Origin of the sequence: Mucilaginibacter sp. (assembly GCF_039925265.1) — a bacterium.
Classification (GTDB): Bacteria; Bacteroidota; Bacteroidia; order Sphingobacteriales; family Sphingobacteriaceae; genus Mucilaginibacter.
In genome coordinates this window covers 24,861-48,857 of the sequence record NZ_JBDSZG010000018.1, presented here as the reverse complement: position 1 = coordinate 48,857, position 23,997 = coordinate 24,861, and the positions used below count along the sequence as shown (strand labels likewise).

General features: G+C 44.6%; 16 protein-coding genes. 12 read left to right on the top strand and 4 right to left on the bottom strand.

Annotated elements, in window-relative coordinates:
* Both ABIX36_RS09325 and ABIX36_RS09320 read right to left on the bottom strand, forming a co-directional pair.
* Entirely contained in the window at positions 1 to 3,294 is a 3,294-nt protein-coding gene (locus ABIX36_RS09325) for a SusC/RagA family TonB-linked outer membrane protein (RefSeq protein ID WP_348081895.1), read from the bottom strand.
* A gap of 195 nt (positions 3,295 to 3,489) precedes the next feature.
* Positions 3,490 to 4,059 (bottom strand): HDIG domain-containing metalloprotein, encoded by a 570-nt coding sequence (locus ABIX36_RS09320; protein WP_348081894.1) that lies wholly within the window; start codon positions 4,057 to 4,059, stop codon positions 3,490 to 3,492.
* A 162-nt stretch (positions 4,060 to 4,221) separates the two neighbouring features.
* Here ABIX36_RS09320 and ABIX36_RS09315 point away from each other — a divergent pair, with 162 nt between their 5' ends.
* The 6 genes from ABIX36_RS09315 to ABIX36_RS09290 all read left to right on the top strand — a co-directional run bounded on the left by ABIX36_RS09315 (position 4,222) and on the right by ABIX36_RS09290 (position 9,577).
* Complete coding sequence (locus ABIX36_RS09315; RefSeq protein WP_348081893.1) at positions 4,222 to 4,800, top strand: XRE family transcriptional regulator; 579 nt, start codon at positions 4,222 to 4,224, stop codon at positions 4,798 to 4,800.
* Between the two features lie 79 nt (positions 4,801 to 4,879).
* Complete coding sequence (locus ABIX36_RS09310; RefSeq protein ID WP_348081892.1) at positions 4,880 to 5,566, top strand: HAD-IA family hydrolase; 687 nt, start codon at positions 4,880 to 4,882, stop codon at positions 5,564 to 5,566.
* 6 nt (positions 5,567 to 5,572) lie between these two features.
* Positions 5,573 to 6,892, top strand: coding sequence for a DUF5690 family protein (locus ABIX36_RS09305; protein WP_348081891.1), 1,320 nt, complete (start codon positions 5,573 to 5,575; stop codon positions 6,890 to 6,892).
* On the top strand, positions 6,889 to 8,019 hold the full coding sequence (locus ABIX36_RS09300; protein ID WP_348081890.1) for a TIGR03364 family FAD-dependent oxidoreductase: 1,131 nt from the start codon (positions 6,889 to 6,891) through the stop codon (positions 8,017 to 8,019). The genes ABIX36_RS09305 and ABIX36_RS09300 overlap by 4 nt, the downstream gene beginning before the upstream one ends.
* Before the next feature lie 294 nt (positions 8,020 to 8,313).
* The gene (locus ABIX36_RS09295; protein WP_348081889.1) at positions 8,314 to 8,889 is read left to right on the top strand and encodes a TerD family protein; all 576 of its coding nucleotides are present in this window, start codon (positions 8,314 to 8,316) and stop codon (positions 8,887 to 8,889) included.
* A 19-nt stretch (positions 8,890 to 8,908) separates the two neighbouring features.
* The gene (locus ABIX36_RS09290) at positions 8,909 to 9,577 is read left to right on the top strand and encodes a TerD family protein (RefSeq protein WP_348081888.1); all 669 of its coding nucleotides are present in this window, start codon (positions 8,909 to 8,911) and stop codon (positions 9,575 to 9,577) included.
* Positions 9,578 to 9,853: 276 nt separating this feature from the next.
* Here the strand turns inward: ABIX36_RS09290 and ABIX36_RS09285 are convergent, their stop codons facing one another.
* Complete coding sequence (locus ABIX36_RS09285) at positions 9,854 to 11,104, bottom strand: alkaline phosphatase family protein (protein WP_348081887.1); 1,251 nt, start codon at positions 11,102 to 11,104, stop codon at positions 9,854 to 9,856.
* Positions 11,105 to 11,296: 192 nt separating this feature from the next.
* On the opposite strand from ABIX36_RS09285, the gene ABIX36_RS09280 reads away from it, so the two are divergent.
* The 4 genes from ABIX36_RS09280 (at position 11,297) to ABIX36_RS09265 (ending at position 18,305) form a co-directional block, all read left to right on the top strand.
* Positions 11,297 to 12,916, top strand: a complete 1,620-nt coding sequence (locus ABIX36_RS09280) for a tetratricopeptide repeat protein (protein WP_348081886.1) — start codon at positions 11,297 to 11,299, stop codon at positions 12,914 to 12,916.
* 266 nt (positions 12,917 to 13,182) lie between these two features.
* Positions 13,183 to 15,960 carry a TonB-dependent receptor gene (locus ABIX36_RS09275; protein WP_348081885.1) on the top strand — a complete coding sequence of 926 codons (2,778 nt, stop codon included), beginning with the start codon at positions 13,183 to 13,185 and terminating at the stop codon, positions 15,958 to 15,960.
* Between the two features lie 28 nt (positions 15,961 to 15,988).
* Positions 15,989 to 17,251 (top strand): right-handed parallel beta-helix repeat-containing protein, encoded by a 1,263-nt coding sequence (locus tag ABIX36_RS09270; RefSeq protein ID WP_348081884.1) that lies wholly within the window; start codon positions 15,989 to 15,991, stop codon positions 17,249 to 17,251.
* 4 nt (positions 17,252 to 17,255) lie between these two features.
* The gene (locus tag ABIX36_RS09265) at positions 17,256 to 18,305 is read left to right on the top strand and encodes a phytase (RefSeq protein WP_348081883.1); all 1,050 of its coding nucleotides are present in this window, start codon (positions 17,256 to 17,258) and stop codon (positions 18,303 to 18,305) included.
* A gap of 288 nt (positions 18,306 to 18,593) precedes the next feature.
* On the opposite strand, the gene ABIX36_RS09260 is transcribed toward ABIX36_RS09265, so the two are convergent.
* Entirely contained in the window at positions 18,594 to 21,359 is a 2,766-nt protein-coding gene (locus ABIX36_RS09260; RefSeq protein ID WP_348081882.1) for a substrate-binding domain-containing protein, read from the bottom strand.
* A 344-nt stretch (positions 21,360 to 21,703) separates the two neighbouring features.
* Between ABIX36_RS09260 and ABIX36_RS09255 the strand changes: the two genes are divergently transcribed.
* Positions 21,704 to 23,029 (top strand): sugar porter family MFS transporter, encoded by a 1,326-nt coding sequence (locus ABIX36_RS09255; protein WP_348081881.1) that lies wholly within the window; start codon positions 21,704 to 21,706, stop codon positions 23,027 to 23,029.
* 9 nt (positions 23,030 to 23,038) lie between these two features.
* Positions 23,039 to 23,962: a carbohydrate kinase gene (locus ABIX36_RS09250; protein WP_348081880.1), complete on the top strand. Its 924-nt coding sequence runs from the start codon at positions 23,039 to 23,041 to the stop codon at positions 23,960 to 23,962.
* Positions 23,963 to 23,997: the final 35 nt, after the last annotated feature.

Here is a 23,997-nt window from a genome sequence, read left to right as displayed (position 1 = left end):
TTAGAATGATAAGTTTAAGTTAAAACCGTAGCTGCGTACAGTTGGCGACTGCAATACTGTTTGAGCCTGCGCGCCATTGTACTGGTCTAAGTCAACATCTTTAAAGCGTTTGTCTTTGTAGAAGTACAATAAGTTACGCCCGTAAAGCGATGCCGAAACCTTTTGGATAAAGGTTTTCTGCAGAAACGATTTTGGGAAATCGTAAGTGAAGGTAACCTCGCGCAGTTTTGAAAAGGTTTTACTCATCAGGTTACTTTCGTCCACATTGTAGTACTTGCTCACGTAATCCTGCACAAAAGCGGTTTGCTTGTTAGGCGAAAATTGTAATGCAGAGTAGTTTAAGATAGCGCCCGTGTTAGAGTCGTAGTTAATTGGAACCGGTTTGCCATCGGCACCTTTGTTAGATACATAAACACCTTCGCCAATGTAACTGCCGTTATAGCCGGCTACACCAAAGTTTTGCCAGTCTTTGTAACGGGCATCGCCCAATGCGCCAGTTGCGGTTTCAATGTTGGCACCACCACGCATGGTTTTGTTGTGCATGTAATCAATAATTACACCACCAACCGAACCATCAAACTGGAAGCCCATGCTTAGGTTTTTGTAACGAATCTTATTGTAAACACTCCAGCTGTATTTAGCATTCATGTTGCCCAAAAACTGGTTACCTACAGAAAGCGGCTTGCCTGCAGCATCGTTAATGATCTGGTCGTCTGTTGTGCGCACAAATTTGCTACCGTACAATTTATCGGTACGGTCGCCCTGGTGAAAGTTTGTAGCATAAACGCTTTGGCCCGGAGGCAATTCCAAATAAGTTTGCTTGTTGCTGGCAACGTTTACCAAAACATTCCAGGTAAAGCCGCTCATATTTCTAATAGGTGTGCCTTCTAATGAACCTTCTAAACCAACACGTTTAGTTTTCAAAGCGTTAAGATATAGGATGCTGTAGCCGGTAGACGTTGAAATTACGTTAGGTAATATCTGCGGACCGTCTACATATTGAAATGCAGTTGCGCTGAAGCCTAAACGGTTTTGCAGGAATTTAATATCGAAACCTTGCTCCCAGTTGATACGGGTTGAAGTTTTGATGCCGTCCTGAAATAGTGAAGTAGCAGCATAGGCAGCGGTTTGGCCGCTATATGGCTTGCTGGTTAAGTAAGATGGGGTAAGCTCGTAAGTTGGGCCGTTATACGGTGAAGTATAGGTAGAGCCGTAACCCAGCGGGTTATTAAATAACGATGGCGCAATACCGCCACCAAAAGCGGTGATAGAACTGAACGGCGCAGGGCCAATGGTTGGGCTTGATGCATCGCGAATGATACTTGCGTACGATGCACGCAGCTTAAGGAAAGAGATAACCTCCGGCAGTTTAATATAATCAGACACAACAGTTGCTACCGAAACGCTTGGGTAGCTATACGATGTAGCTGATTGGAAAACGCTTGAGCGGTAGCGGCGGAAAGTACCTGATAGTGTAGCGTATTTGCCAAATGTAGCATCTAACGAAGCGTAGTAGCTGAATTCTCGCCCGGCGGAGCTAAAGCTGGTTGCCTGAATTGCATTTTTTGAGTTGCTGAAAGCGTAAACCTCGGGCACGTTCAAATAATCGGTAGATGTCCAGTTACTGTTGTAGTTGAAGCTACGCAGGGTAGTACCCACTAAACCAGATAGGTTCAGAAAGTTTTTAACGGTATAGTTATAACTCAGGAACGCATCAGTATTGCTATCATACAGATCGCGGCGGTCTTCGCGATAATCGCCCTGGTTACCTTCGCGGCCATAAGGGTGAGCCGAGTATGGTAATTTCTCGGTACGTAAGATGTTATAAGTGTTGATAGACGACCTTAAAGTAACATTCAAATTATTATTGAATTTGTAGTTACCGGTTAAGTAACCGTAAGTATCGTTTTTGTAGTGACCGCGGGTCCATTTCTGGGTTAAAAGATATGGGTTATGATAACGCTGGTACTCGGCAAAAACCGATTGAACGCCAACCTTACCTGGTGCCCATATGGCTTTAATATCAGGTGCGTTGATATCCCAGTCGGCACCGGTCCATACGGCAATGTTGTAGATGATACTGTTTGGGCCGTACTGCACATCCGGGAAATTATCGGTGCTCTGACGGTTAAAATCAAAGTTACCTTCAAATTTCAGCTTAGCAGTTGGGCTGAATGATGCGTATAAGTTAATATTGGCAATATCCAAATACTGCGAAGGGATGTAGCTGGTTTGGTGCTGCTGCGAAACCGACAAGCGGGTTACGTAGTTTTCGCCCACGGTGCCTATGGCAACGTTGTTGTTAAATTGATACCCTGTTTGCAGGAAGTTCTTCAGGTTGTCTTTACCACGTGCCACATACGGCGTACCTTGCCTAACCCCATTAATGATTGGGCTATCGTACTGCGGAATAAGCTGGCCGTTGAAGTAAGGGCCCCAAACGTCATAGTCACCATCCACACCGCCCGGTGCACCACCTTTACCATCAACAAACTGGTAGTAGGTGTTTTCGCCACCGCCGTATGAGTTTTGTGTACGTGGGAAAGCCAGGAAGCCGGAGTTGGCTACAGTACTGCTATTGATGTCGACAGTTAAGCCTTTTTTGTTTTTATCGCCTTTTTTGGTGGTAATTAAAATAGCACCAAATTGTGCACGGTTACCGTAAAGCGCCGCAGCAGCAGGGCCCTTTAGTACGGTATAGCTCTCAATATCATCAGGGCTAACATTGTAAGTATCGGTATTGATAGGGAAACCATCCACTACGTATAACGATACCTGGTTACCCCTTATTAATACGTTAGGGTTACCCAATAACTCGGCAGACGGGCCAACCGATACACCTGCCACTTTACCAATTAAACCGGTAATAGGGTTTGGGTCGCGGGCGGTGGTCAGTTGCTCACCATTTACTGCCTGTATGGCGTAACCCAAGCGGCGGGTTTCTTTCTTAACACCCAATGCGGTTACAACCACCTCGTTTAAAGTTTTGCTGCTACCACTTAACGTAACGTTGATAATGGCTTTATCGCCTACGGTTAATTTTTGTGTTTCTAAGCCTATAAAAGCGAATGTAAGCGTTTGGCCAAAAGTGGCGTTTACAAGGTAGTGCCCCTCAACGTCGGTAGCTACTTTTTTGCCGGTTTCAACCACGCTTACGGTTACTCCTGGTAACGGCAAGTGGTTCTCGTCTGTAACAGTACCTGTAATTTTCGATTGCGCAAACAATAATGCCGGCGACAAACAGAATAATACTACTGCTACAACAACTTTTAATTGCTGGTAAATCTGTTTCATTAAATTAATTTTTTTGAGTGAAAAAGCTTCGTTTTTTTGTTGCAGCAATACTAAAACTTGTTTATTATTTGTAAACTAAGTTTAGATTAAGTAAACTTTAACACTTTGTGTACTTAGAATTAAGCACCGGGAAGGATAGTAACAATTAAATTACGACACAGTTAAACTAAGTTAACATGCGGGTGCAAGGGCCTGCTATTTGCGCCTTAAATGAGATAGCGCGATGCTTTTTAAATGCGCAACATTGTTAACAGCTACATTTTGCAGTTTAGCCTCATCGTCCCAATAGCGCATCCGAATGATAAGGTCGGCATCGGGGTGTTGTTCAAAGGCGTATGCTTCTGCGGCGCTCATTACGCCACCCTGAAAACCAAGGGTAACTTTGCTCGCCGGCGACAGTTTATCAAAATACTCGGGGTATTTGAAAGTTAAATACCGCTTGGCGATCACGTGACCGTTCACCAGGTTGGCCAATCGGTCGGAAAAGCCGCGTTCTATTAAATAATCTGCCCCAAGTTTCTCATGGTCCACATTACCCATACCGTCCATACTTTCGGCGCTGGCGCATAAATGTCCTATATCATGGAAGAAGGCAGCTAATATTACTTCATCATCATGGCCTTCGGCTTCGGCCAGGGCGGCAGACTGCGACATGTGCTCCAATTGTGATACCGGCTCGCCAATGTAGTCCTCATTCCCGTGCCGCTCATACAAAGCAAAAACTTCGTCTACAATTTTTTCGGGCGTGAGCGGGGTAAGGGGCATTGATAGATAGTTTACGTCAAAGGAAGGCTTTTAATATTAGGATAAAATTAAGTTTTCGTCATATAATTTGTTTCACATAAAAGGTGTTAAATAAAGCTAAATACCTTGCCTTGCTTAATTTTATTATCTACTTTGCCAGCCTTCAATAACCAATAGTACAGCATGGAAGATGATATACTGATACAGATCAGTAACCGGATAAAGGATAAAAGGCGCGAAAAAAATATAACGGTGCAGGAACTTGCCTCGAGAGCCAATGTGAGTAAGGGGCTTATTTCGCAAATTGAGAACAGCCGAACTATTCCTTCTCTGGTGGTACTTGTTGATATTATTAAAGCATTGGAAATAGATATGAATGTTTTTTTTAAAGACATCCATGGCTCTGGCAGCAACTTTCCGCTAATTATACGCAGGCAGGCCGACTATGATCATTTTGAGAAGGAGCATGCCGAGGGGTTCCATTACCAGCGCATTTTCACCCAGTCTATCAAAAACTCTACTGTTGATATTGTGATATTAGAATTGGAGCCGGATGCGCACCGCCTGCAGGTAGAAACCGAGGCTTATGAATACAAATATATTTTATCGGGTAGTATAGAATACCAGTTCGGCGAAACGATATACACCCTAAGCCAGGGCGATTCGATGTTGTTTGACGGCCGCATCCCCCACACACCCAAAAACACGGGTAAAGAGAAAGCAAGCATGTTGGTTATTTACTTTTTTGAAGAACGGGCGTAACACTTAAAAATTCCTTAACCTTAATTTAGTTTATTATTAATAAACATAGTTTAACATTGCTAAACAAAATTGTTAGCAAATGTCTATTAAACTTGTTGTTTTTGATATGGCCGGTACTACGGTAAAAGATGAAAATAAGGTAACGGAAACATTCAGGCTCGCGCTGGAAAAGTATGGTTACCAGGTTACCTATGATGCTATAAACCCTTTAATGGGTTACGAAAAAAGTGTTGCCATTACCAAAATGCTGCATCTGCTGGAGCCCGATACCCAAAAGATCACGCCAGAACTTATCAAAAATATCCACAAGGAATTTATTGCCCTGATGATAAGCTACTACCAAAAAGCGCCCGCTTTGGAAGCTTTGCCTAATGCAGAAGAAACCATGGCTACGTTGCGGAAAACGGGGATTAAGATAGGCGTTAACACAGGCTTTTCTAAAGATATAGCGGAGACCATCATTGAGCGCCTGCAATGGTGTGAGAAGGGATTGATAGATTATTTAATAGGGTCTGACGAGGTAGAAAGCGGCCGCCCTGATCCTGCCATGATCCAACGGATGATGAAACTTGCCGGGATCACCGATTCACAGGAAGTTGCAAAAGTAGGCGATACAGAAGTAGATATTCGCGAAGGCCAGAATGCAGGCTGCAAATATGTAATTGCGGTTACCACCGGTGCTTTTACCCGCGCCGAACTGGAGCCGTACCATCCCACCCATATCCTTGATGATATTGCCGGTGTGCTTGATATCGTGCTCAACTAAATGGGCATGCCTTTAGCTCATAAACTAAAAGCAGCCGTAGCCAATTGGCCATATTGGCTGGTCTCCGTTATGGCAGCCGTATCGGCGTTTGGTGCTTATACGTCCATGTACGCGTTTCGTAAGGCATTTGCAGCGGGCACCTACCCGGGGCAACAATATTTTCATGTAGATTATAAGGTTTGGCTGGTAATAGCACAGATAGTTGGCTATACTTCAAGTAAATTTTACGGGATCCGCTTTATTGCTGAAGTAAAAGGAGCAAAGCGCGGTTTAACTATCCTGATGCTGGTTGGCATTTCCTGGCTGGCTTTGCTGGGTTTTGCATTAGTGCCCGCGCCGTACAATATCATTTTCCTGTTTGTTAACGGCTTCCCGCTCGGGTTAATATGGGGTTTGGTTTTTGGGTATTTAGAAGGACGCCGCTCTACTGAGTTTATGGCCGCAGTGCTGTCTATCAGTTTAATATTTGGTTCGGGCTTTGTTAAAACCGTTGGGCAAACCTTAATTCACGTTTACCATATCAGTGAATATAATATGCCGTTTTTTACCGGTGCTTTGTTCGCTATACCGCTTGTGTTGTTTGTTTTTATGCTGGAGTTGATGCCGCCGCAAACTCCCGAAGACAAGCTGCTACGCGCCGAACGTGCGCCAATGAACGCGCAGGAGCGTAAACATTTTATCATTCGCTTTTTGCCGGGCATTATATTAACCCTCATTATTTATGTATTGCTCACCATTATGCGCGATGTGCGCGATAATTTTGAGGTAGAGATCTGGAATAGCCTTGGCATAAAAGACCGCGGCATCTACACCAAAATAGATACGCAGATCTCCGTTATTGTGTTAGTAGCCATGAGTTTGCTTATCCTCGTCAGGAAAAACCTGCGGGCATTTAGCATCATCCACTTATTTATCATAGGCGGCTGCGTGTTGGTAGGCGTTTCAACAATGTTGTTCTCATTTAAAATGATTGGTCCGGTAAGCTGGATGACTATGGCCGGGCTTGGGCTTTACCTCGGCTACGTACCCTACAATGCCATCTTTTTCGAGCGGATGATCGCTACCTTCCATTATAAAAGCAATGTTGGATTTGTCATGTACGTTGCCGATTCGATGGGGTACCTGGGTAGCGTTAGCGTACTTTTGGTTAAAGAGTTTGCCCGGCCAAACATTAGCTGGGGCGAGTTCTTTAAAGAGGGCGTGTTAATAGTTGCCATTGTAGGCGGCCTTTGCGGCGTTTTATCATTAATTTACTTTTTGCAATCGGCACGCAGGCAGCCACCGGTACCCGAAAGCAGTGTCGATCTAAAATTTTCTGCTATATGAGCATACCATCAGCTATCGTAATTGGTGCCGGCATTGTTGGCTTGGCCACCGCCCGGGCTCTGGCCATGAGGGGTTACGAGGTAACCGTTTTTGAACGGAACGAACGCGCCGTCGGCGCATCTATACGTAATTTTGGTATGGTCTGGCCCATTGGGCAACCAACAGGGCCTTTGTTTGAGCGGGCTATGCTCTCGCGCAGCATCTGGAAGCAAACCTGCGTGGATGCCGGTATTTGGCACGACGAAGTTGGCTCGTTGCATGTAGCATATCACGACGATGAACTGGAAGTAATGGAGCAGTACGCCAACATCAACAAAACCCATCGCGATTGCGCATTACTTACACCGCAACAGGCACTGGAAAAATCGCCGGGCGTAAATCCCGACGGACTCAAAGGTGCCTTGTGGAGCGGTACCGAGATGATTGTTGAAGCCCGCGCAGCCATAGGCAACATTGCGCAGTATCTTGCAGATAAATACGATGTGAAATTTTACTGGAATACTGCTATAAGCCATGTGGAGCAAAGCACCGTATTAAGCGGTACCCGCAGTTGGCAAACCGATGAAATCTTTATTTGCAGCGGGGTAGAATTTGAAACACTTTACCCGCAACTGTTTGCCGGTTTTGATATCACCAAATGTAAACTGCAGATGATGCGTTTGGCCGCGCAGCCCGGCGATTGGCGGATCGGCCCGGCACTTTGCGGAAGCTTAAGTATGATACATTACCCTGGTTTTCAGTCGGCAGCCGCGTTGCCTGCCTTGCGCAAACGTTATGAAGCACAATATGCCGAAGAGTTAAAGTGGGGTATACATGTTATGGCCTGCCAAAACCACACCGGCGAACTAACCGTTGGCGATTCGCACGAATACGGCCTGGTGCATGACCCTTTCGATAAGGATTTCATCAACCAGATGATCTTAAAATACCTGCAAACCTTTACCCGTTTAAAGGATAGCCATGTGATACAAACCTGGAACGGCACCTACGCAAAAATGACCACCGGCCAAACCGAACTGGTGATGGAACCCGAGCCGGGCGTAACCATTATTAACGGCCTTGGTGGTAATGGAATGACGCTATCCTTCGGGCTATGCGAGCAGATAATTGCAGCTAAGTTTGATTAGTTTTTGTCGTTTGTCTGAAATTCTCTAAACGATTTGTTATTTTCAGCTAAAGGGAAATCTTGTTGTTGATGTAAAGCTTAACTATCTGTTTCCTCATGGTTTAGTTTCCTGCGGAAAGCTGTGTTTTCTGCAAAATTCCTCCCCGTTAGTGTAACAATTACAATATTGTTTAATCTAAAAATAGTCACTTACTTTGACACCGAAATCGACGATGACCTCAATCGGCCGCGCCAATTCTATTAAGATGGAAACAATCTGGCAAACAATAAAAAAATAATCTTTATACATACTAAAATGGCTATTACTCTGAGAAAAGGAGAAAGGATCAACATTGGCCTTTCTAAAATTAGTGTTGGCTTAGGCTGGAACCCTAATGAAGGTACCGGCTTGGCTTTTGACCTCGACGCATCTGCGATAATGATCGGCACCGGCCGTTTAATTCCGGCTGAGGAATTCTTTGTGTTTTACGGTAACACCACCTCGCCCGATAGCGCGCTGTCCCACTCGGGCGACGACCCCACCGGCGGCAACAGCGACGGTGGCGACGACGAAGTGATCAGCGTAGACCTTAACCGGGTTGACCCGCGGATTACCGAGATCCTGTTCGTGGTAACCATCCACGAGGCAACCCACAGGCACCAAAACTTTGGGCAGGTGCGCGATGCATACATCCGTATTGTTGACGAAACCACCGGCATGGAGATAGCCAAATACGAACTGGATGAGGATTTCTCGATAGAGACCGGCATTGAGTTTGGCCGTTTGTACAAAAAAGATGTGGACTGGAAATTTGAAGCATCGGGCGTTGGGTACCGCGAAGACCTTTCGTATTTCCTGAGCAAACATTTTAAAGGGGAGATCATCAAATAACAAGGGGAGGTTAAACATCATGGCAATAAGTTTAATAAAGGGGCAAACCATCGATCTCCGTAAAAATGATGGCGGTACCGAGTATGACCTTTCGCAAGTAACCATTGGGCTTGGTTGGGATGTGAGGGAAAAAGATGTGGGTTTCTTTGCCAAACTCTTCGGCGCGGAAGACGAAGATGAATACGACCTGGATGCGATAGCTTTCCTGTTGGATGCCAACGGCAAAGTGGTAAATACCGGCAGAAAAACACCCACCACCAATGGCCGCAGCATTAGCTATTACGGTGGCGATGTGATCTTCTTTAATTCAATGGAACACCCGTCTGGCCATATCTGGCTAACGGGCGATAACCGCACCGGTGCCGGCGAAGGCGACGACGAGCAGATCATTGTAAAACTAAACGACTTAGGGCAGCAATACCAAAAGATAGTATTTGTAGTGGCCATTTATATGGGTAAGGCCCACCGCCAGCACTTTGGCATGGTGGAGAATGCCTTCATTCGCGCGGTAGATAAAAAGGGCCGTGAAATTGCAAAGTTCAGCCTATCCGACGATAGTACCTACAACGGCAAGCGCTCTATGATATTTGCTGAGGTTTACCGCAAGGACGATTCCTGGAAGTTCCGCGCCATTGGCGAGCCGCACACCACAGATAATTTTGTGGATCTGCTAAAAAAATACATCTGATATAATGTTCACCTAAACCTGCCTCGCGATAGCAATAGCCCATCAGAAGGCAGCGTTTATTAAATTTGATTATGGGTCTGTAATAAAATTTTTAAGATTTATGGTGACACTATTATGGTGAAAATAATGTTAACCCACATTATTTTTAAATTGTTGATTATCACTTGTTTGAAAATAATTTATTGAAATTGTGTTAAGTTATGTTAACCCTCGCGACAGGGGTAGTGTGCGAAGGCAGAGAGGAGGAATCGCTATGAAAAGGGATAAATTTCCCCCCTATTTCACGTCCGTTACCACCCAGGCATTTAAGGTGTTGTTCTTCCCTTCAATCACCACCTTGTAAAATGTCGATGGCATCTCTTTCACAGAGATCAGCGCATGCTCCCGCTCAATGGGTAATTCGGCCATTAGCTTGTAGGTATCAGGCTTGCCTTCCTTAAAATTGTTGGTAGTGCTTACCCATATCTTTACTTTTTCACCTTTGTTTAAAGCCTTCCAGCTTACATCAATATTACCTTGGATAAGATTAACGGTTTCCGCCGCGACAGAAACCGGACCGGTAAGCGGTATCCCGTCTATCTCCCTGCTGTAGTTAACCGGGATGCTGATGTTCATAAAACGCGCTATCGAAGGCATAATATCAACAATGCCCGGGTAATAATATTTTTGGTAACTATTCAAATCCTTAGCATTGGTAACCATCCAGGTAGAGCGTTGCCTCGTTGATTGGCCACCGTGGTCCCTGCCGCTCTGCTCATTGCGCCCATGATCTGTAGTGATGAATATAAGCCATTCTTCATTGAATTTTTTCTGGCGATATTGGATGGCTGCCCATAATTTGCCAACTTGTTTGTCCATCATTTCGATGGCATTGTAAAACTGCGGACTGTCGCCATGCCTATGGCCCATGTCATCCGTGTATTCCAGGTATACCCAGGAAAGATCGGGGGCTGTTGTTTTAATACCGTTGGCGGCCTCGGCTACAACTTTTTCATCGATGAGGTGCATATAAGCGCTTTCCCTGTCGTGCTTAAAGTTAATGGTGTCAAGTTCAAACCCATCAGCATGATAGTCGACTTTGATATTGTTCGTAGCAGTTAAACCATCGCCAACCAATTTGGTGCGGTTATCTAACCAGCTAGAGTATACCGCTATTTTTTTATTGGGGTATTGGTCCTTAAATAATCGGAATATAGTAGGATAACTGTAGTTGGGTGCCTTAATATCATTATCCCAAACATTGTGTTTATTAACCCAGGTGCCGGTGAGCAGGCTGTTATAGCCAACAGCCGAAATAGTTGGCGTTTGCGAATAACCGCCCTTTTCGCCCCCTACGTGCGCCCTCATATACTTGCCCTGTTTGGCTATCAGGTTGAGATTTGGGGTGTTTGCTTTTTCAACTACATCAGCGGGGATGCCATCCACAATGATAAACAAGGCTTTTTTAACCTTTTGCTGCGCATAGGTCGCTGTTGATATACACAAAGACAGTATAACAAGCTTTAATATTCTGGAAGAAGAGATCATAGCGGTTTATTTTGAGGCTAAGCTAAAAATACAAAAATTTGCCCGGGTTAAGTAATTATTATCTTATCACCGATGTAAGACAACACATAACAAAGAATGCAGATTTGGTATTAACATAGCATCAACCACCAGCGTATTTAACATTAACGTAATATTAAAGCGCTTAATTTGATGGAATTAACCCACGTTCGAATGCGCATGATCAGAAAGGTTGGCTTTGTAGTTTTAAAGGTATTTTTATTACTGTCAACCATATATGCGGAAGGGCAATCTCCGGCGCTTTCCAGTCTGCCATCCATCAGCCAAAAGCGTCCCGATCTGGCCCTGGTTATCTTAAAGAAAAAGCATGGGCAGGCGGTTGATAACAATGACGCTGTTACCGCCGGAATTTGTCTTAAACAAATGGGACAGATCTGTTATAACCAGGGGCACTATGCCCAGGCGCTGGAATTTTATCTGCATGCCGATAGGGCGTTGTCGGCAGTGAAGGACAAAAGTTTACTGGCCCAGAATTATGGTGAAATGGGTGTGCTCTATTACTACAATAAGCAGCCGGCCAAGTCGCGCGAAATGTATAACAAAGCTTTGTTTATTTACAATCAAACCGATAATCAAAAAGGCAAAGCAGAGATATTTGGCAATATTGGGCACCTGTACGAAAAAAGCAAACAGTACGATAGTGCCTTTTACTATCAGCATTTGGCATTGGATAGCTATACGCGGGCTAACTACAAAAAAGGGGCTGCCAAAATTTATGAGAACCTGGGCAGTATATATGAGGATCTAACGAAATACGACTCGGCATACACCAGTTTTAACCGCTCACTACAGCTTTATAAAGAAGAGCGTAACGAGATAGCGAGCATAGAGGTGCTTAATAACCTGGGAGATATTCTGCGTAAAACGGGGAAGTATGCCGAAAGCATCAGCCAATCGCGCAAGGCTATGGAGCTTGCCCGGCAAACAGGTAACGGATACCAACTGGCAGCTTGCAGCAAGGACCTTGGTAAAGCTTACGAACTAATGAACCGCATGGATAGCGCATACTATTATGCCGAGTTGAGTCGGAAGTATTCTTTGGAGGTTTATTCAAAAGATGGTGTTAACCAAACGGCATTTTTACAGGTGCTATATGACATCAATAAAAAGAGCGACGAAATAAACCGTCTCAACAATATCCGTAAGATCAACCGCATCATAACCGCAGCGGTGGTGGTTGTAGTTTTGCTGTTGATCGTTTTGGCTGTGGTGATATTCAGCCGGCAGCGGCTTAAGATAAAAGACCAGCGTGCGCTGGCCAGGCAAAACGACGCCGAGCACCATTTGATGCAACTGCAGCTAAAAAACCAGCAGCTGGAGGAGGGCAGCTTAAAACAGCAGCTGGATGTAAAAAGCAGGGAACTATCTACCCATACTTTAAATTTAATAAAAAACAATCAGTTATTAGAGCAACTCCGGAGCACTTTACAGGCAATGGTAAAGGAAGATAAGCGCGATCAAAAGAAACAAATGCAGCAAATTATTTTGCAGATAAACGAGAGCTTTAATCACGAACAGCACTGGAAGGAGTTTACCACGGCCTTTGAGCAGGTTCATCAGCAGTTTTTTGATAATATAAAAAAGCATAGCAATGAATTGACATCCGCAGATATGCGGCTCATAGCCTTGCTTCGCATCAATCTCAATTCCGCAGATATCGCTACGCTGCTTAATATCTCTACGGATAGCCTCCGTGTTTCGCGCTACAGGCTGCGCAAAAAGCTCAATATGCCACAGGGCGACAACTTAACCGCGTTTATACAATCCCTCTGATAGCGTTACATCCGGCCTGTTCAGAAGACTTTTTTTAACCTAAAAAGCGAGTTAACAATTACTTAATGTAACGGTAATGAAATGATAACGGAGGTTTTTGTACTACTTAATTAGTTTAAAATCAAATAATTAAAACAAGTGATTGCCTTTTAATATACACGCCATGTAACGGTGTTGCCTTTGTGTAACCCTCAAAGTTTCATTTGTTTTTTTCTGTAACTCACCTTTGCAGCGTCATCAAAAAGTATGGACGTTATCACACAGCAATGAATAAAATTTTACAGATCCTGTTAGCGCTGCTATTTTGTGCTACAATAGCCAGCGCCGCAAAAATTAAAGGCCATGTTTATGATAAACAATCGGGCGAAGCATTGGTAGGTGCTACCATTATTTTAGAGAAAACAGGCAAGGCCGCCAGCACCGGGCTGGATGGGTCGTTTGAAATAAAGGACGTACCCGCAGGAGCCGCAACCATCCGCGTCACTTATATCACTTACAAAACTATCGTAAAGGAAATAGTGGTGCTTGAGAAAGACAATCCCCATATCAAGATCTATATGGAGAGCGCAGGTAAGGACCTTAACGAAGTAGTAATACGCGCAACAGCAAGCGGATCTAACGACCGCGATGCCCGCCGGATAGAGCAAAATGCCACCCAGGTAATGAATATCGTATCGGGCCGCTCTATAGAGGTATCGCCCGACCTTACCGTTGCCAACGTAATGCAGCGTGTATCGGGTGTGTCTATCGAGCGTAACAGCAATGGCGATGGCCAGTACGCTATTCTGCGCGGTATGGATAAACGCTACAATTATACTTTGGTAAACGGCGTAAAAATTCCAAGTCCGGATAACAAGTACCGTTATGTGCCGCTGGATCTGTTCCCTTCCGATCTGTTGGATCGTTTGGAGGTTTACAAAACGCTTACCCCCAACTTAGAGGGCGATGCCATTGGCGGCGCGGTTAATATGGTGATGAAGAACGCACCTGATCATTTCCAGGTGAACGCTAATATTGCTACAGGTTACAGCCAGCTTTTTTTCGATCGTAATTTTACCAGCTTCAATGCATCAGGCATCAACCATAAATCGCCTTATGAAATAAACGGGCGTACTTACAACGCTACCCAGGCCGATTTTGCAAAAGGGACACTGGACTATACCTCAAAAAAACCGGCTCCAAATTTGATTGGGAGCCTATCGTTAGGCCAGCGCTTTTTCGATAGCAAACTTGGTGTTATTGTGGCGGGCAGTTATCAAAACACCTATCGCGGCAGTAACAGTACTTTTTACAATTCGGCCGTAAACGGTACAGACGCTTATGCGGTTATCACCAGCAAAAGCTACCGCGAGTATTCCGAGCAGCAAAAACGCCTGGGCTTACACGGGAAGGTTGATTATGTGTTTGATAGCAACAACAAACTTAGCCTGTATAATGTATACGTTAACCTGAAGAACCAACAACTGCGAGATGCGGTTAGTACTACTTATAATGGTGTATACGATCCGGCCAATGGTAATGCTGAGTTGGGCTACACCACCCGCAGTCGCTTAACCGAGCAACAGATCTATAACAGCACGCTGCACGGTGATCATAAATTCTTTAACGAAAAATTTAAAGTGCAGTGGTCGGCGGTTTACTCTTCGGCCAAAAACGAAGTGCCTGATAATACCACCATCAGCCTGAACGGTTTGGAGAAAAACTTTGTTGATACCCGTACATCGTTGGTAAATACCTCCCCGGTAAACCGCCGCTGGGAGCGCAACACCGACGAAGATAAAGCCGGCTATCTTGATCTTACTTATACATTTAAAACCGGCACCGGTAAACTGGATGTAATGGCCGGTGGTTTGTACCGCGATAAACAACGCAGCAGCTTTTTTAATAATTACACCCTGGCGCCATCCGCAGCGGATGCAAACGACCGATACGGTGTAGATTTTCAAAAATATACCGATCTGAACCTGGTAGTGAGTAACCCTACAGGTGCAGTGAGCAATCCTTTAACCTACGATGCCAGCGAAAAAACAGGCGCGGGTTATGGTATGTTAAAGTATGTTGGCAGTAAGCTGGAAATTTTGGGCGGCGTGCGTGTTGAGCATACCAACCAGGGTTACAACCTGCTTTTCCCGGCAGGGGAAACTAACCCGGCAGGCAGCCAGGTATACACCGATGTTTTGCCAAGCGCAACAGTGAAGTATCATTTAACGGACAAAACACAGCTTCATGCATCGTATTACAAAGCATTAAACCGCCCCGGCTTTTATGAGATAGTACCGGGCAAGGTAGTAAACGAAGAGTACCAGGAGCGCGGTAATCCAAACCTTAAACGCGCCCTTTCAGATAATTACGATCTGCGTTATGAATTGTTCCCCGGTGCATCGGAGCAGTTGCTGGTAGGAGCCTTTTACAAAAGGATTAAAGACCCGATAGAGTACACGTTTCAGGCGGATGCGGTGCGCGGGCAGGATATTTATTACAGCCCGGGTAACTTTGGTACCGCAAAAAACTACGGTGCAGAGATCGACTACATAAAATTCTTTAACAAAATAGGTCTTAAAGCAAACTACACCTATACCCATTCGCGCATTACAACGCCAAAAACATCAAGGCGCATTAATGCGACAACCGGAGATATCGAAGCATTTTTGGTAGACCAGTCGAGGCCTCTTTTTGGCCAATCGGAACATATTGCCAACCTCTCGTTGTTGTATAAAGACACTAAAAAAGGATGGGATGTGCAAATTGCAGGTGCTTATACTGGTCCGAGGATAAACACGGTATCACAATTCTTAAACAACGATCTGTACCAGCAGGGCTTTATCCAGATGGATGCCTCGGCAGAAAAAAGGTTTAAGGGTGGCCTGAGTGTATTTGTTAAAGCAGGTAACATTCTGAACACGCCAACCAAGTTATTCATTAAAGGGACCAACGCCGAGAACGACAGGATAAAAGAGGAGCTGGTATCAAAAGGCCGTACGCTTATTCGTGCCGACTACTATGAGCAAACCTATCTTTTAGGGCTCAGATATAAATTCAACTAATACATCATCGCATTTTAAATAGATCAATATGAAACTAACAGGATTTTTAACCGCTTTGGCGCTTGCAACATTGGTATTTACCGGCTGCGAAAAAGCAAACATAGATGTAGATACCACACCTGCAGATGGCTCGGCCATAGGCGAAGTATCGGGTGTGTGGGCAAAGGGCAGCACACAGGTAATTAAAGGTGATATCATTATTCCCGAAGGGAAATCGCTTACGATTGAAGAAGGTGTTACCGTGTTAATGGACACTTTAACTAAGCCCGAAATTGTAGTTAAAGGCAACTTATACTCTTTAGGTACCGAAGCCAACCCGGTAAAATTTACCGTGAACGATTCTTATAAAACCGACGCCAAAAAATTCGGTAAGCTTTGGGGTGGTATCCTGGCCGCTCCTACCTGCGCCGAGCTGGTGCTTGATCACACCATTTTAGAGTATGGCGGCGCAACCACTTCAGATGCATCTACATCTGTAAAGATGGGCCTTTACAAAGCGGTAGCAGGCGAAAACCTGCCGGCACTTTGGTTTTCAAATGTGAACGGTAAGCTAATTGTACAAAACAGCATCGTGCGTAATTTTCAGGAAGATTGTACTTACATTGAAGGAGGGAAGATCATTTTTGCCAACAACATGTTTTATACAACGGGCGTTACAGGCGGCGAGGCTATGAACTTTAAATCTGGTTGTTTGGCCGATGTGGGTTTTAACCTGGTCTACAGTGCAAATACCAACGCACTTAAACTATCAAACGCAGGCGACCGTACACCGCAAGCTTATATTATTGCATACAATAACACCATGGTTAATACCGGCTGGCGCAGGCCTACCGCGAAAGGTGGTTCTGTTTGGTTAGAAGCAACTGTGCGTGCAGACCTGTATAACAACCTGTTTGCCAACACCCGCTTTGGTGTAAAAAGAGACCCTAAAAAACCGGAGGACGCCCGTTCTAAATACGGCAACAACTGGTACTACGGCTACGATCAGGCTACGGTTAACCAGTTTCAGCCAGGTAGCAACGATATTGTTGCGGGAACAAACGATGTGAAAAGCAAAATGGCCGGCGATAATGATCCTAAATTTGTAACCTATCCGTTGAGCACGGCTACAAACAATGCCGTATTTACTACCACATGGGATTTTCATCTGCAAAGAAATTCGCCGGCATTGGGTAAGGGTATCACCACTTTTACCCGTCACCATAAAGCTGGCATCACAACCGCAAACGGAATTACTTATGTATCGCCCGAGCCTGCAACATACGTAGGTGCATACGGTGTTAAATTATAACGGGATGAAGTATAGTAATAACACGCTTTGCCTGTTAGGTTTGGGTTTGTCTGCCTTAATTTCGTGTAAGTCGGCACCAGCTACGAACGCAATTAAACCCGCAGTGATTACCCAAGCCGTAAAGTATGACACTGATGACCCGGCCATTTGGGTGAATAAGGCAGATCCATCTAAAAGTTTAGTGATAGGCACCGATAAAAACGCCGATGGCGCCTTATACGTTTTCGACCTCAAAGGCAAAATAATAGCCGATAAAGTAGTAAGAGGGCTAAAACGCCCCAATAATGTTGACCTTGCTTATGGCCTGATGCTAAACGGTAAGCCAACAGATATTGCCATAACTACCGAACGGATGACGCATAAGCTGCGCATCTTCTCCCTGCCGGATATGAAACCTATAGACAACGGAGGCATAGAGATGTTTGCTAACGAAAAAGGTTTCGAGTACCGCGATCTGATGGGGATAGCTATTTACACGGCTAAGGACGGTAAAATGTATGCCGTGATAGGCAGGAAAAACGGGCCTAAAACGGGCGGCTATATTTGGCAATATTTATTGGGAGATGATGGTACCGGTAATGTGAAAGCGACCCTCGTGCGAAAATTTGGCGAATACAGTGGTAAAAAGGAGATAGAAGCGATAGCTGTAGATAACGAACTGGGGTATATCTATTACTCGGATGAACAGACGGGTGTACGGCAATATTATGCCGATCCGGAAAAGGGTGATAAACAGTTAGCTCTGTTTGGTACTACCGGCTTTAATGCCGACCATGAAGGGATCTCCATTTATAAACTTACAGATACAACCGGGTATATTTTGGTATCAGACCAGGGCGCTAACCGGTTCCAGATCTTTAGTCGCGAAGGAACAACTCATAAACTGCTTAAAGTAGCCAATGTTTCTGCCCGCCAGAGCGACGGATCGGACGTAGTAAATGTGGCATTGAATGCAACCTTTAAACACGGGCTGTTTGTAGTAATGAGTGATGATAAAACGTTTCACTACTACAGGTGGGAGGATATTGCAGGATTGGAGCTGCGCGTAAGGTGAAATGCACGGCGAAGCGCCAATAATTCGATAGAGATAAGTCAAGATTAGCCCTCGATGGCTAATCTTGTTAAATGAGTTCCTCGTTAACACCCTAAGCCTTTCCATATAATTTCGCCATAATGGAATTTTGCAAGTTAATTATGGCTGAATATGGTTCAGATAGCGAATATGACGAATTCTAATCAGGTGCGTAATTGCCGGGTAATAATATTTTTGTATTCCTTCACTCGTCTCATGCTACAGAACTGATTTAAGCCATTGATCTACCCGGTTAGTGTTTCAAATCTCTTAACTCTGTGGGTGCCGTTTAAATTCGCTTGGTGTACAATTATATTTAGCCTTAAACACGGTCGAAAAATAATTGTGGCTCGAAAAGCCCACCATATAGGTGATCTCCGAGATGGAGTATTGTTCGTTCAGTAATAAATACTTGGCTTTCTTTAACCTGCGATTTAAAATATAGTCGGTTACACTGCAACCTAACAGCGCTTTCACTTTGCGGTAAAGCTGTACCCGCGATATGAGCAAAGCTTTGCATATTTCTTCCACATTGAAGTGTTCGTTGGCGAGGTTTTGTTCCACCAACCCTGAAAAATTGTTAAGGAATTTTTTATCCAGTGTTTTTGATATAGGCAGTGCGCCATGGCTTATCTCGCTGGTAAAACGTTCTTTTAGTATTACCCTGTTGCTGATTAAATTTTTAACAGTCGCCAGTAAATGGTCATAGTTAAAAGGCTTGGTTATATAAGCGTCGGCCATGCTTTTTATACCGGCTATCTGTTGTTCTACACTAACTTGAGCGGTCAGAAGGATGATAGGTATGTGCGACGTGCGCATATCAGTTTTAAGCGTTTCAGTAAGGACTTTTCCCGACATGCCCGGTAATAATACGTCAGAAATAATCAGGTCCGGAACGTATTGGAATGCATCAGATAAGCCTATGTTGCCATTGTCAGCTAAATAAACGTCATAGTTTTCGCCTAATTTTTCGTTCAGGTAGTTCAATAGGTCGGTATTGTCTTCAATTATTAATATCGAATGCTCTTTGGGGGATAGGAATGCGTCAGTAGGCGCAGTGGTTTCATTTTCTTCAAATTCAGCAGTATATTGCCTTGCACGGTCCGTTAGGGAAATGGTGTCAAATCCGGTTGTATTCATTACTCCGGCTGCCTGATGTTTGTTCTCAACAGGCAGGCTGATAGTAAATGTTGTGCCATGCCATCTTTTGCTGATCACGGTTATTGTTCCATAATGCATGGCTATAATCTCTTTTGCAAGTGCGAGGCCCAGTCCCGACCCTTTTGTCATTCCGTTGTTTGCCTGGTAAAATTGTTCAAAAACATGCTCTGCATCAGCTGGCTCCATTCCAATGCCATTATCTTGCACGGAAATTTCTATCGCACCGTCGTTTCTGCTTAATAATATTTGGATGCGGCCGTTGTCATTAGTGAATTTAAGCGCGTTAGCAATGAGATTAAAAAAAACCTTATCCAATAAATTCACGTCAAACCAGGTCATTATAGTTTGTTCTTTCGCCACTAAACTTAAGGCAATGCGCCTCTTTTTGGCGTGTTGCTGAAAACTGTCCAGAATATCTTTTGCAAAAGCGACGAGATTATTGCGCGATACCACTATCTGCTGTTTATCATATTCTATCTTTCTGTAATCAATCAGTTGGTTTACCAATCGCAACAGCCGGAAGATATTTTTGTGGATGAGTTTCAAATTCTTGCCGGTGGCAATATTAAGCTTCTCGTTTTGCATCATATCTTCCACAGGAGAAAGAATAAGTGTAAGCGGCGTACGGAACTCGTGCGAGATATTGGTGAAAAAGTTGAGCTTAGCTTCGGTGGCCGCTTCTGCCCTGGCCGACATATCTATCAGTTGATTACGTTGTAACAGTATTTCGGCGTTTTTTGCTTCAAGGCTTTTGTTTGATTTACGGTTCTCAGTAAGTGCATAAAACGCAAGGCCCCCAAACACAATTGCCAAAACCAGGCTAATCACAATAATGTTAAGCACCAGTTGCTGGTTGTTGTAAATCTCGCGTTGCTCGGCCAATAATGCCTGTTGCGTTTCAATATCTTTATGCTGGCTGCTTATTTTACTCCATTGCAGTTTCATCAGCTGCACATTTGTTGAATCTATTACAAGTGATTGTAGGATAGTTTCCCGGCTAAACGGCTCTTTATTAAGAATACGGAACGCGGTCAGAATAGCCTCTTTGCCGCCTGTAGGATACACCAGGCTGGCATTTAAAATACCAGCAGATACCATTTGCAAGCCACCACCGCTTCCCGGCAGGGCGTCTATCCCCAGTACTTTAACATTTTTGAACAACTTCAATTTGTTCAGCACCTCCCTGGAGCCGGATGCCATTACATCATTGTGCGCAAACAGGGCATCTGCTTGTTTTAGCTCCGGTTGTATTTGCATCAGTTGCTTTTCCGCATTTTCTTTCAACCAGTCGCCATAAACCCGTTTTACAATATGAATATCCTTGTAAGGGTTAAGCGCTTCATAAAAGCCACGCTGCCTTTCAATTGCCGGGGAGGAGCCGGGTAAACCCATAACTTCTACAACATTGCCTTTGCCTTTCAATAACGCATACATATATTCACCGGCCAGCTTGCCTACCTGGTAATTATCAGCCCCAACATAAGCCGTATATAATGCAGAAGCAGTTTTACGGTCTATCACTATAACAGGAATACCTTTATTATAGGCTTGTTCGACAACGCCGGTTAGTGGTTGTGCTTCATTGGGTGATATGATCAAAATATCAACACCATCATTCAGCATCGCTTTCACCTGCTCAATCTGTTTATTGCTGTTACCGCCGGCATCTGCATAAACAAAATTTGCGCCGGGATGCAGCGATAATTCCATTTTCATTTCATCCAGCATGTTGCGCCGCCAAAGGTCGGAGCCGATGCACTGCGAAAAGCCAATGGTGTATTGTGAAGCTTTCTCCTTGTTATGACAACCGGATAAGGCCAGCAGAATTAATGCAGGTAACAAAACAATATGCCGCAGTTTGTAGATGAAAGCCATGAGTCCTTTCAATTGAATATATTAGAATTGTTGGTTTTAACTGGTTTGCGCAATGTTTTGCGCGTGGTTACCCAAAAGTAGACATAAAAATTTTTACGGGGCAAATTGGCGTTCTCTGTATATAACCCGTCCTGCCCAAAAATGTATCAAAACCATAAATAATTGGTAACTAAATCTAACATTGTGTTTTTCAGTGTCTAAACATTTAATTTTATTTATCTGAAAATAAGCGTGTTGTGCTATTTTTGAAATTTATACTTTTTTGGTACGCAATCAATAACCCCTTCATGGCTTATCCCCCTACTTTGCGATAGTTAAAACCAATAACACCTTTAATAAATTTTATGAGAAAACATTCCGTCCTGGCCTGGTCCATGGTCGTAGCCCTTGGCGGCTTCCTTTTTGGCTTTGATACCGCAGTTATATCGGGCGCCGAAAAGTCTATCCAGCAATTCTGGCATCTATCTGTAGTAGCTCACGGCTTAACCATTTCTATCGCGCTGATCGGTACTGTTATTGGTTCGTTGTTTGGCGCACGCCCTTCAGATATCTTCGGGCGTAAAAACACTTTGTATTTTGTGGCAGCAGCATACCTTTTATCATCAGTAGGCACAGCGCTTGCTGATAATTGGTACGTGTTCTTGATCTTTCGGTTTTTAGGGGGACTGGGTGTTGGCATTTCATCGGTTACAGCCCCTATATATATATCCGAGGTTTCCCCGGCAGATCGCAGGGGGCAGTTAGTCGGGCTATTTCAATTTAACGTAGTATTGGGCATTCTCGTATCGTACTTGTCCAACTACCTGATTAGCCAGGGAGACGAAACCTCATGGCGCTGGATGCTGGGTGTGCAGGCTTTCCCGTCGTTACTTTTTCTGGTACTCATACGCTTTATTCCCGAAAGCCCGCGGTGGCTTATCCTTAAAAAAGGTGAAGTTGCCAAGGCGCTGGAAATACTACGCGTGATAAACCCGTTGAATTGCGACGAGGAACTTATAACCATTAAAAACTCAACCCTGGGAAGCACCGGTAAACGCAGCAGCCTGTTTTCGGGGCAGTATAAAACGCCGGTGATACTGGCTGTTCTGTTCGCCTTTTTTAACCAGGTATCGGGTATCAACGCTATTATCTATTACGCGCCGCGGATATTCGAAATGGCTGGGCTGGGGGCCCACTCTTCCCTGCTATCAACTGTTGGGTTGGGTGTCATCAACTTCATCTTTACTTTGCTGGCCATTAACATTATTGATAAAGTAGGCAGGCGTGTGCTAATGCTCGTTGGTTCGGTAGGCCTCATCGGTTCTTTATTCCTCGTAGCCTTCACCTTTTATTCGGGGCACTTTAATGGCTTTGCTATCCCGGTATATATGATGGTGTTCATCGCGTTCTTCGCCTTTTCACAGGGGGCAGTTATCTGGGTGTTTATATCAGAGATTTTCCCAAATGAAATGCGCGCAAAAGGGCAAACCCTGGGCAGCTCAACGCACTGGATAATGGCAGCGCTAATCGCTTTTTGTTTCCCATACCTGGCAGAGAAACTGGGCGGCGCCACCACTTTTTTCTTTTTTGGAAGTATGATGATACTGCAATTGATCTTCGTTTGGCGCATGATGCCCGAAACAAAAGGGAAATCTCTGGAGCAAATAGGGTCTAATTTAATTATGCATTAATCCATAATCATGATAACAGAAGATCAATCCGTAGTTTGTTTTGGCGAGGTTTTGTGGGATATACTGCCCGACAGGAGGGTGCCCGGCGGAGCGCCAATGAATGTAGCTTACCATCTGCACAAGCTGGGGGTAAAGAGCCTGGTAGTAAGTAGCATTGGTAACGATGAAGCGGGCGGGGAGTTGGTAGAATTTTTACATTCCATAGGTTTGTCCACAAACCACGTGCAGGTAAGTCCACGGCAGCGTACCAGCGAAGTTTTAGCCAGTATTGGTGATCATAATGAGGTATCGTACGAGATCGTTTACCCGGTTGCCTGGGACAAGATCGTTTGGGAAGAGCCGTTTGCTAAGGCAGTAAGCCAGGCATCTGCTTTTGTTTTCGGCAGTCTTAGCTGCCGCGACGAGGTAAGCCGCAGTACGTTGTTAAGAATGCTTGGCCATGCCCGTTACCGTGTATTTGATGTAAATCTCCGGTCGCCGCACTATTCGGTAGAGATAATTACCAGTTTGCTGAAGCATACCAACATGGTAAAGCTCAACGTAAACGAACTGCTGCTGATTGCCGGTTGGTATGATGAAAAATGCCAAACAGAGAGCGAGTGTGTAAACCTCTTCTTTTCGCGATTTGGCATTGAAGAGGTTTTGATCACGAAAGGAAGTGCCGGTGCCACCTATTATACCCCCGACTACCGCTATGATTACCCGGCTTACAAAATTAGCGTTGCTGATACCATCGGCAGCGGCGACGCATTTCTGGCCGCCTTTTTAGCCATGAAGCTGAAAAACGAACCCTTAGAAGTTGCGCTGGAGCATGCTGTGGCGATGGGCGCTTTCATCACATCACAGGCGGGCGCTTGCCCCGTCTATTCGAAGCCTGAGTTCGGGCGCTTTGTTTGGACCAAAAAGCTCGCGGGCAGCAACGCTCATTTTTAACTAACCACCATTAAACAGAATTATATAGTAAACCA

Excerpts from the sequence above, each read along its gene's own strand:
- ABIX36_RS09325 (WP_348081895.1), bottom strand. The coding sequence starts at position 3,294 with ATGAAACAGATTTACCAGCAATTAAAAGTTGTTGTAGCAGTAGTATTA.
- ABIX36_RS09320 (WP_348081894.1), bottom strand. The coding sequence starts at position 4,059 with ATGCCCCTTACCCCGCTCACGCCCGAAAAAATTGTAGACGAAGTTTTT.
- ABIX36_RS09315 (WP_348081893.1), top strand. The coding sequence starts at position 4,222 with ATGGAAGATGATATACTGATACAGATCAGTAACCGGATAAAGGATAAA.
- ABIX36_RS09310 (WP_348081892.1), top strand. The coding sequence starts at position 4,880 with ATGTCTATTAAACTTGTTGTTTTTGATATGGCCGGTACTACGGTAAAA.
- ABIX36_RS09305 (WP_348081891.1), top strand. The coding sequence starts at position 5,573 with ATGCCTTTAGCTCATAAACTAAAAGCAGCCGTAGCCAATTGGCCATAT.
- ABIX36_RS09300 (WP_348081890.1), top strand. The coding sequence starts at position 6,889 with ATGAGCATACCATCAGCTATCGTAATTGGTGCCGGCATTGTTGGCTTG.
- ABIX36_RS09295 (WP_348081889.1), top strand. The coding sequence starts at position 8,314 with ATGGCTATTACTCTGAGAAAAGGAGAAAGGATCAACATTGGCCTTTCT.
- ABIX36_RS09290 (WP_348081888.1), top strand. The coding sequence starts at position 8,909 with ATGGCAATAAGTTTAATAAAGGGGCAAACCATCGATCTCCGTAAAAAT.
- ABIX36_RS09285 (WP_348081887.1), bottom strand. The coding sequence starts at position 11,104 with ATGATCTCTTCTTCCAGAATATTAAAGCTTGTTATACTGTCTTTGTGT.
- ABIX36_RS09280 (WP_348081886.1), top strand. The coding sequence starts at position 11,297 with ATGCGCATGATCAGAAAGGTTGGCTTTGTAGTTTTAAAGGTATTTTTA.
- ABIX36_RS09275 (WP_348081885.1), top strand. The coding sequence starts at position 13,183 with ATGAATAAAATTTTACAGATCCTGTTAGCGCTGCTATTTTGTGCTACA.
- ABIX36_RS09270 (WP_348081884.1), top strand. The coding sequence starts at position 15,989 with ATGAAACTAACAGGATTTTTAACCGCTTTGGCGCTTGCAACATTGGTA.
- ABIX36_RS09265 (WP_348081883.1), top strand. The coding sequence starts at position 17,256 with ATGAAGTATAGTAATAACACGCTTTGCCTGTTAGGTTTGGGTTTGTCT.
- ABIX36_RS09260 (WP_348081882.1), bottom strand. The coding sequence starts at position 21,359 with ATGGCTTTCATCTACAAACTGCGGCATATTGTTTTGTTACCTGCATTA.
- ABIX36_RS09255 (WP_348081881.1), top strand. The coding sequence starts at position 21,704 with ATGAGAAAACATTCCGTCCTGGCCTGGTCCATGGTCGTAGCCCTTGGC.
- ABIX36_RS09250 (WP_348081880.1), top strand. The coding sequence starts at position 23,039 with ATGATAACAGAAGATCAATCCGTAGTTTGTTTTGGCGAGGTTTTGTGG.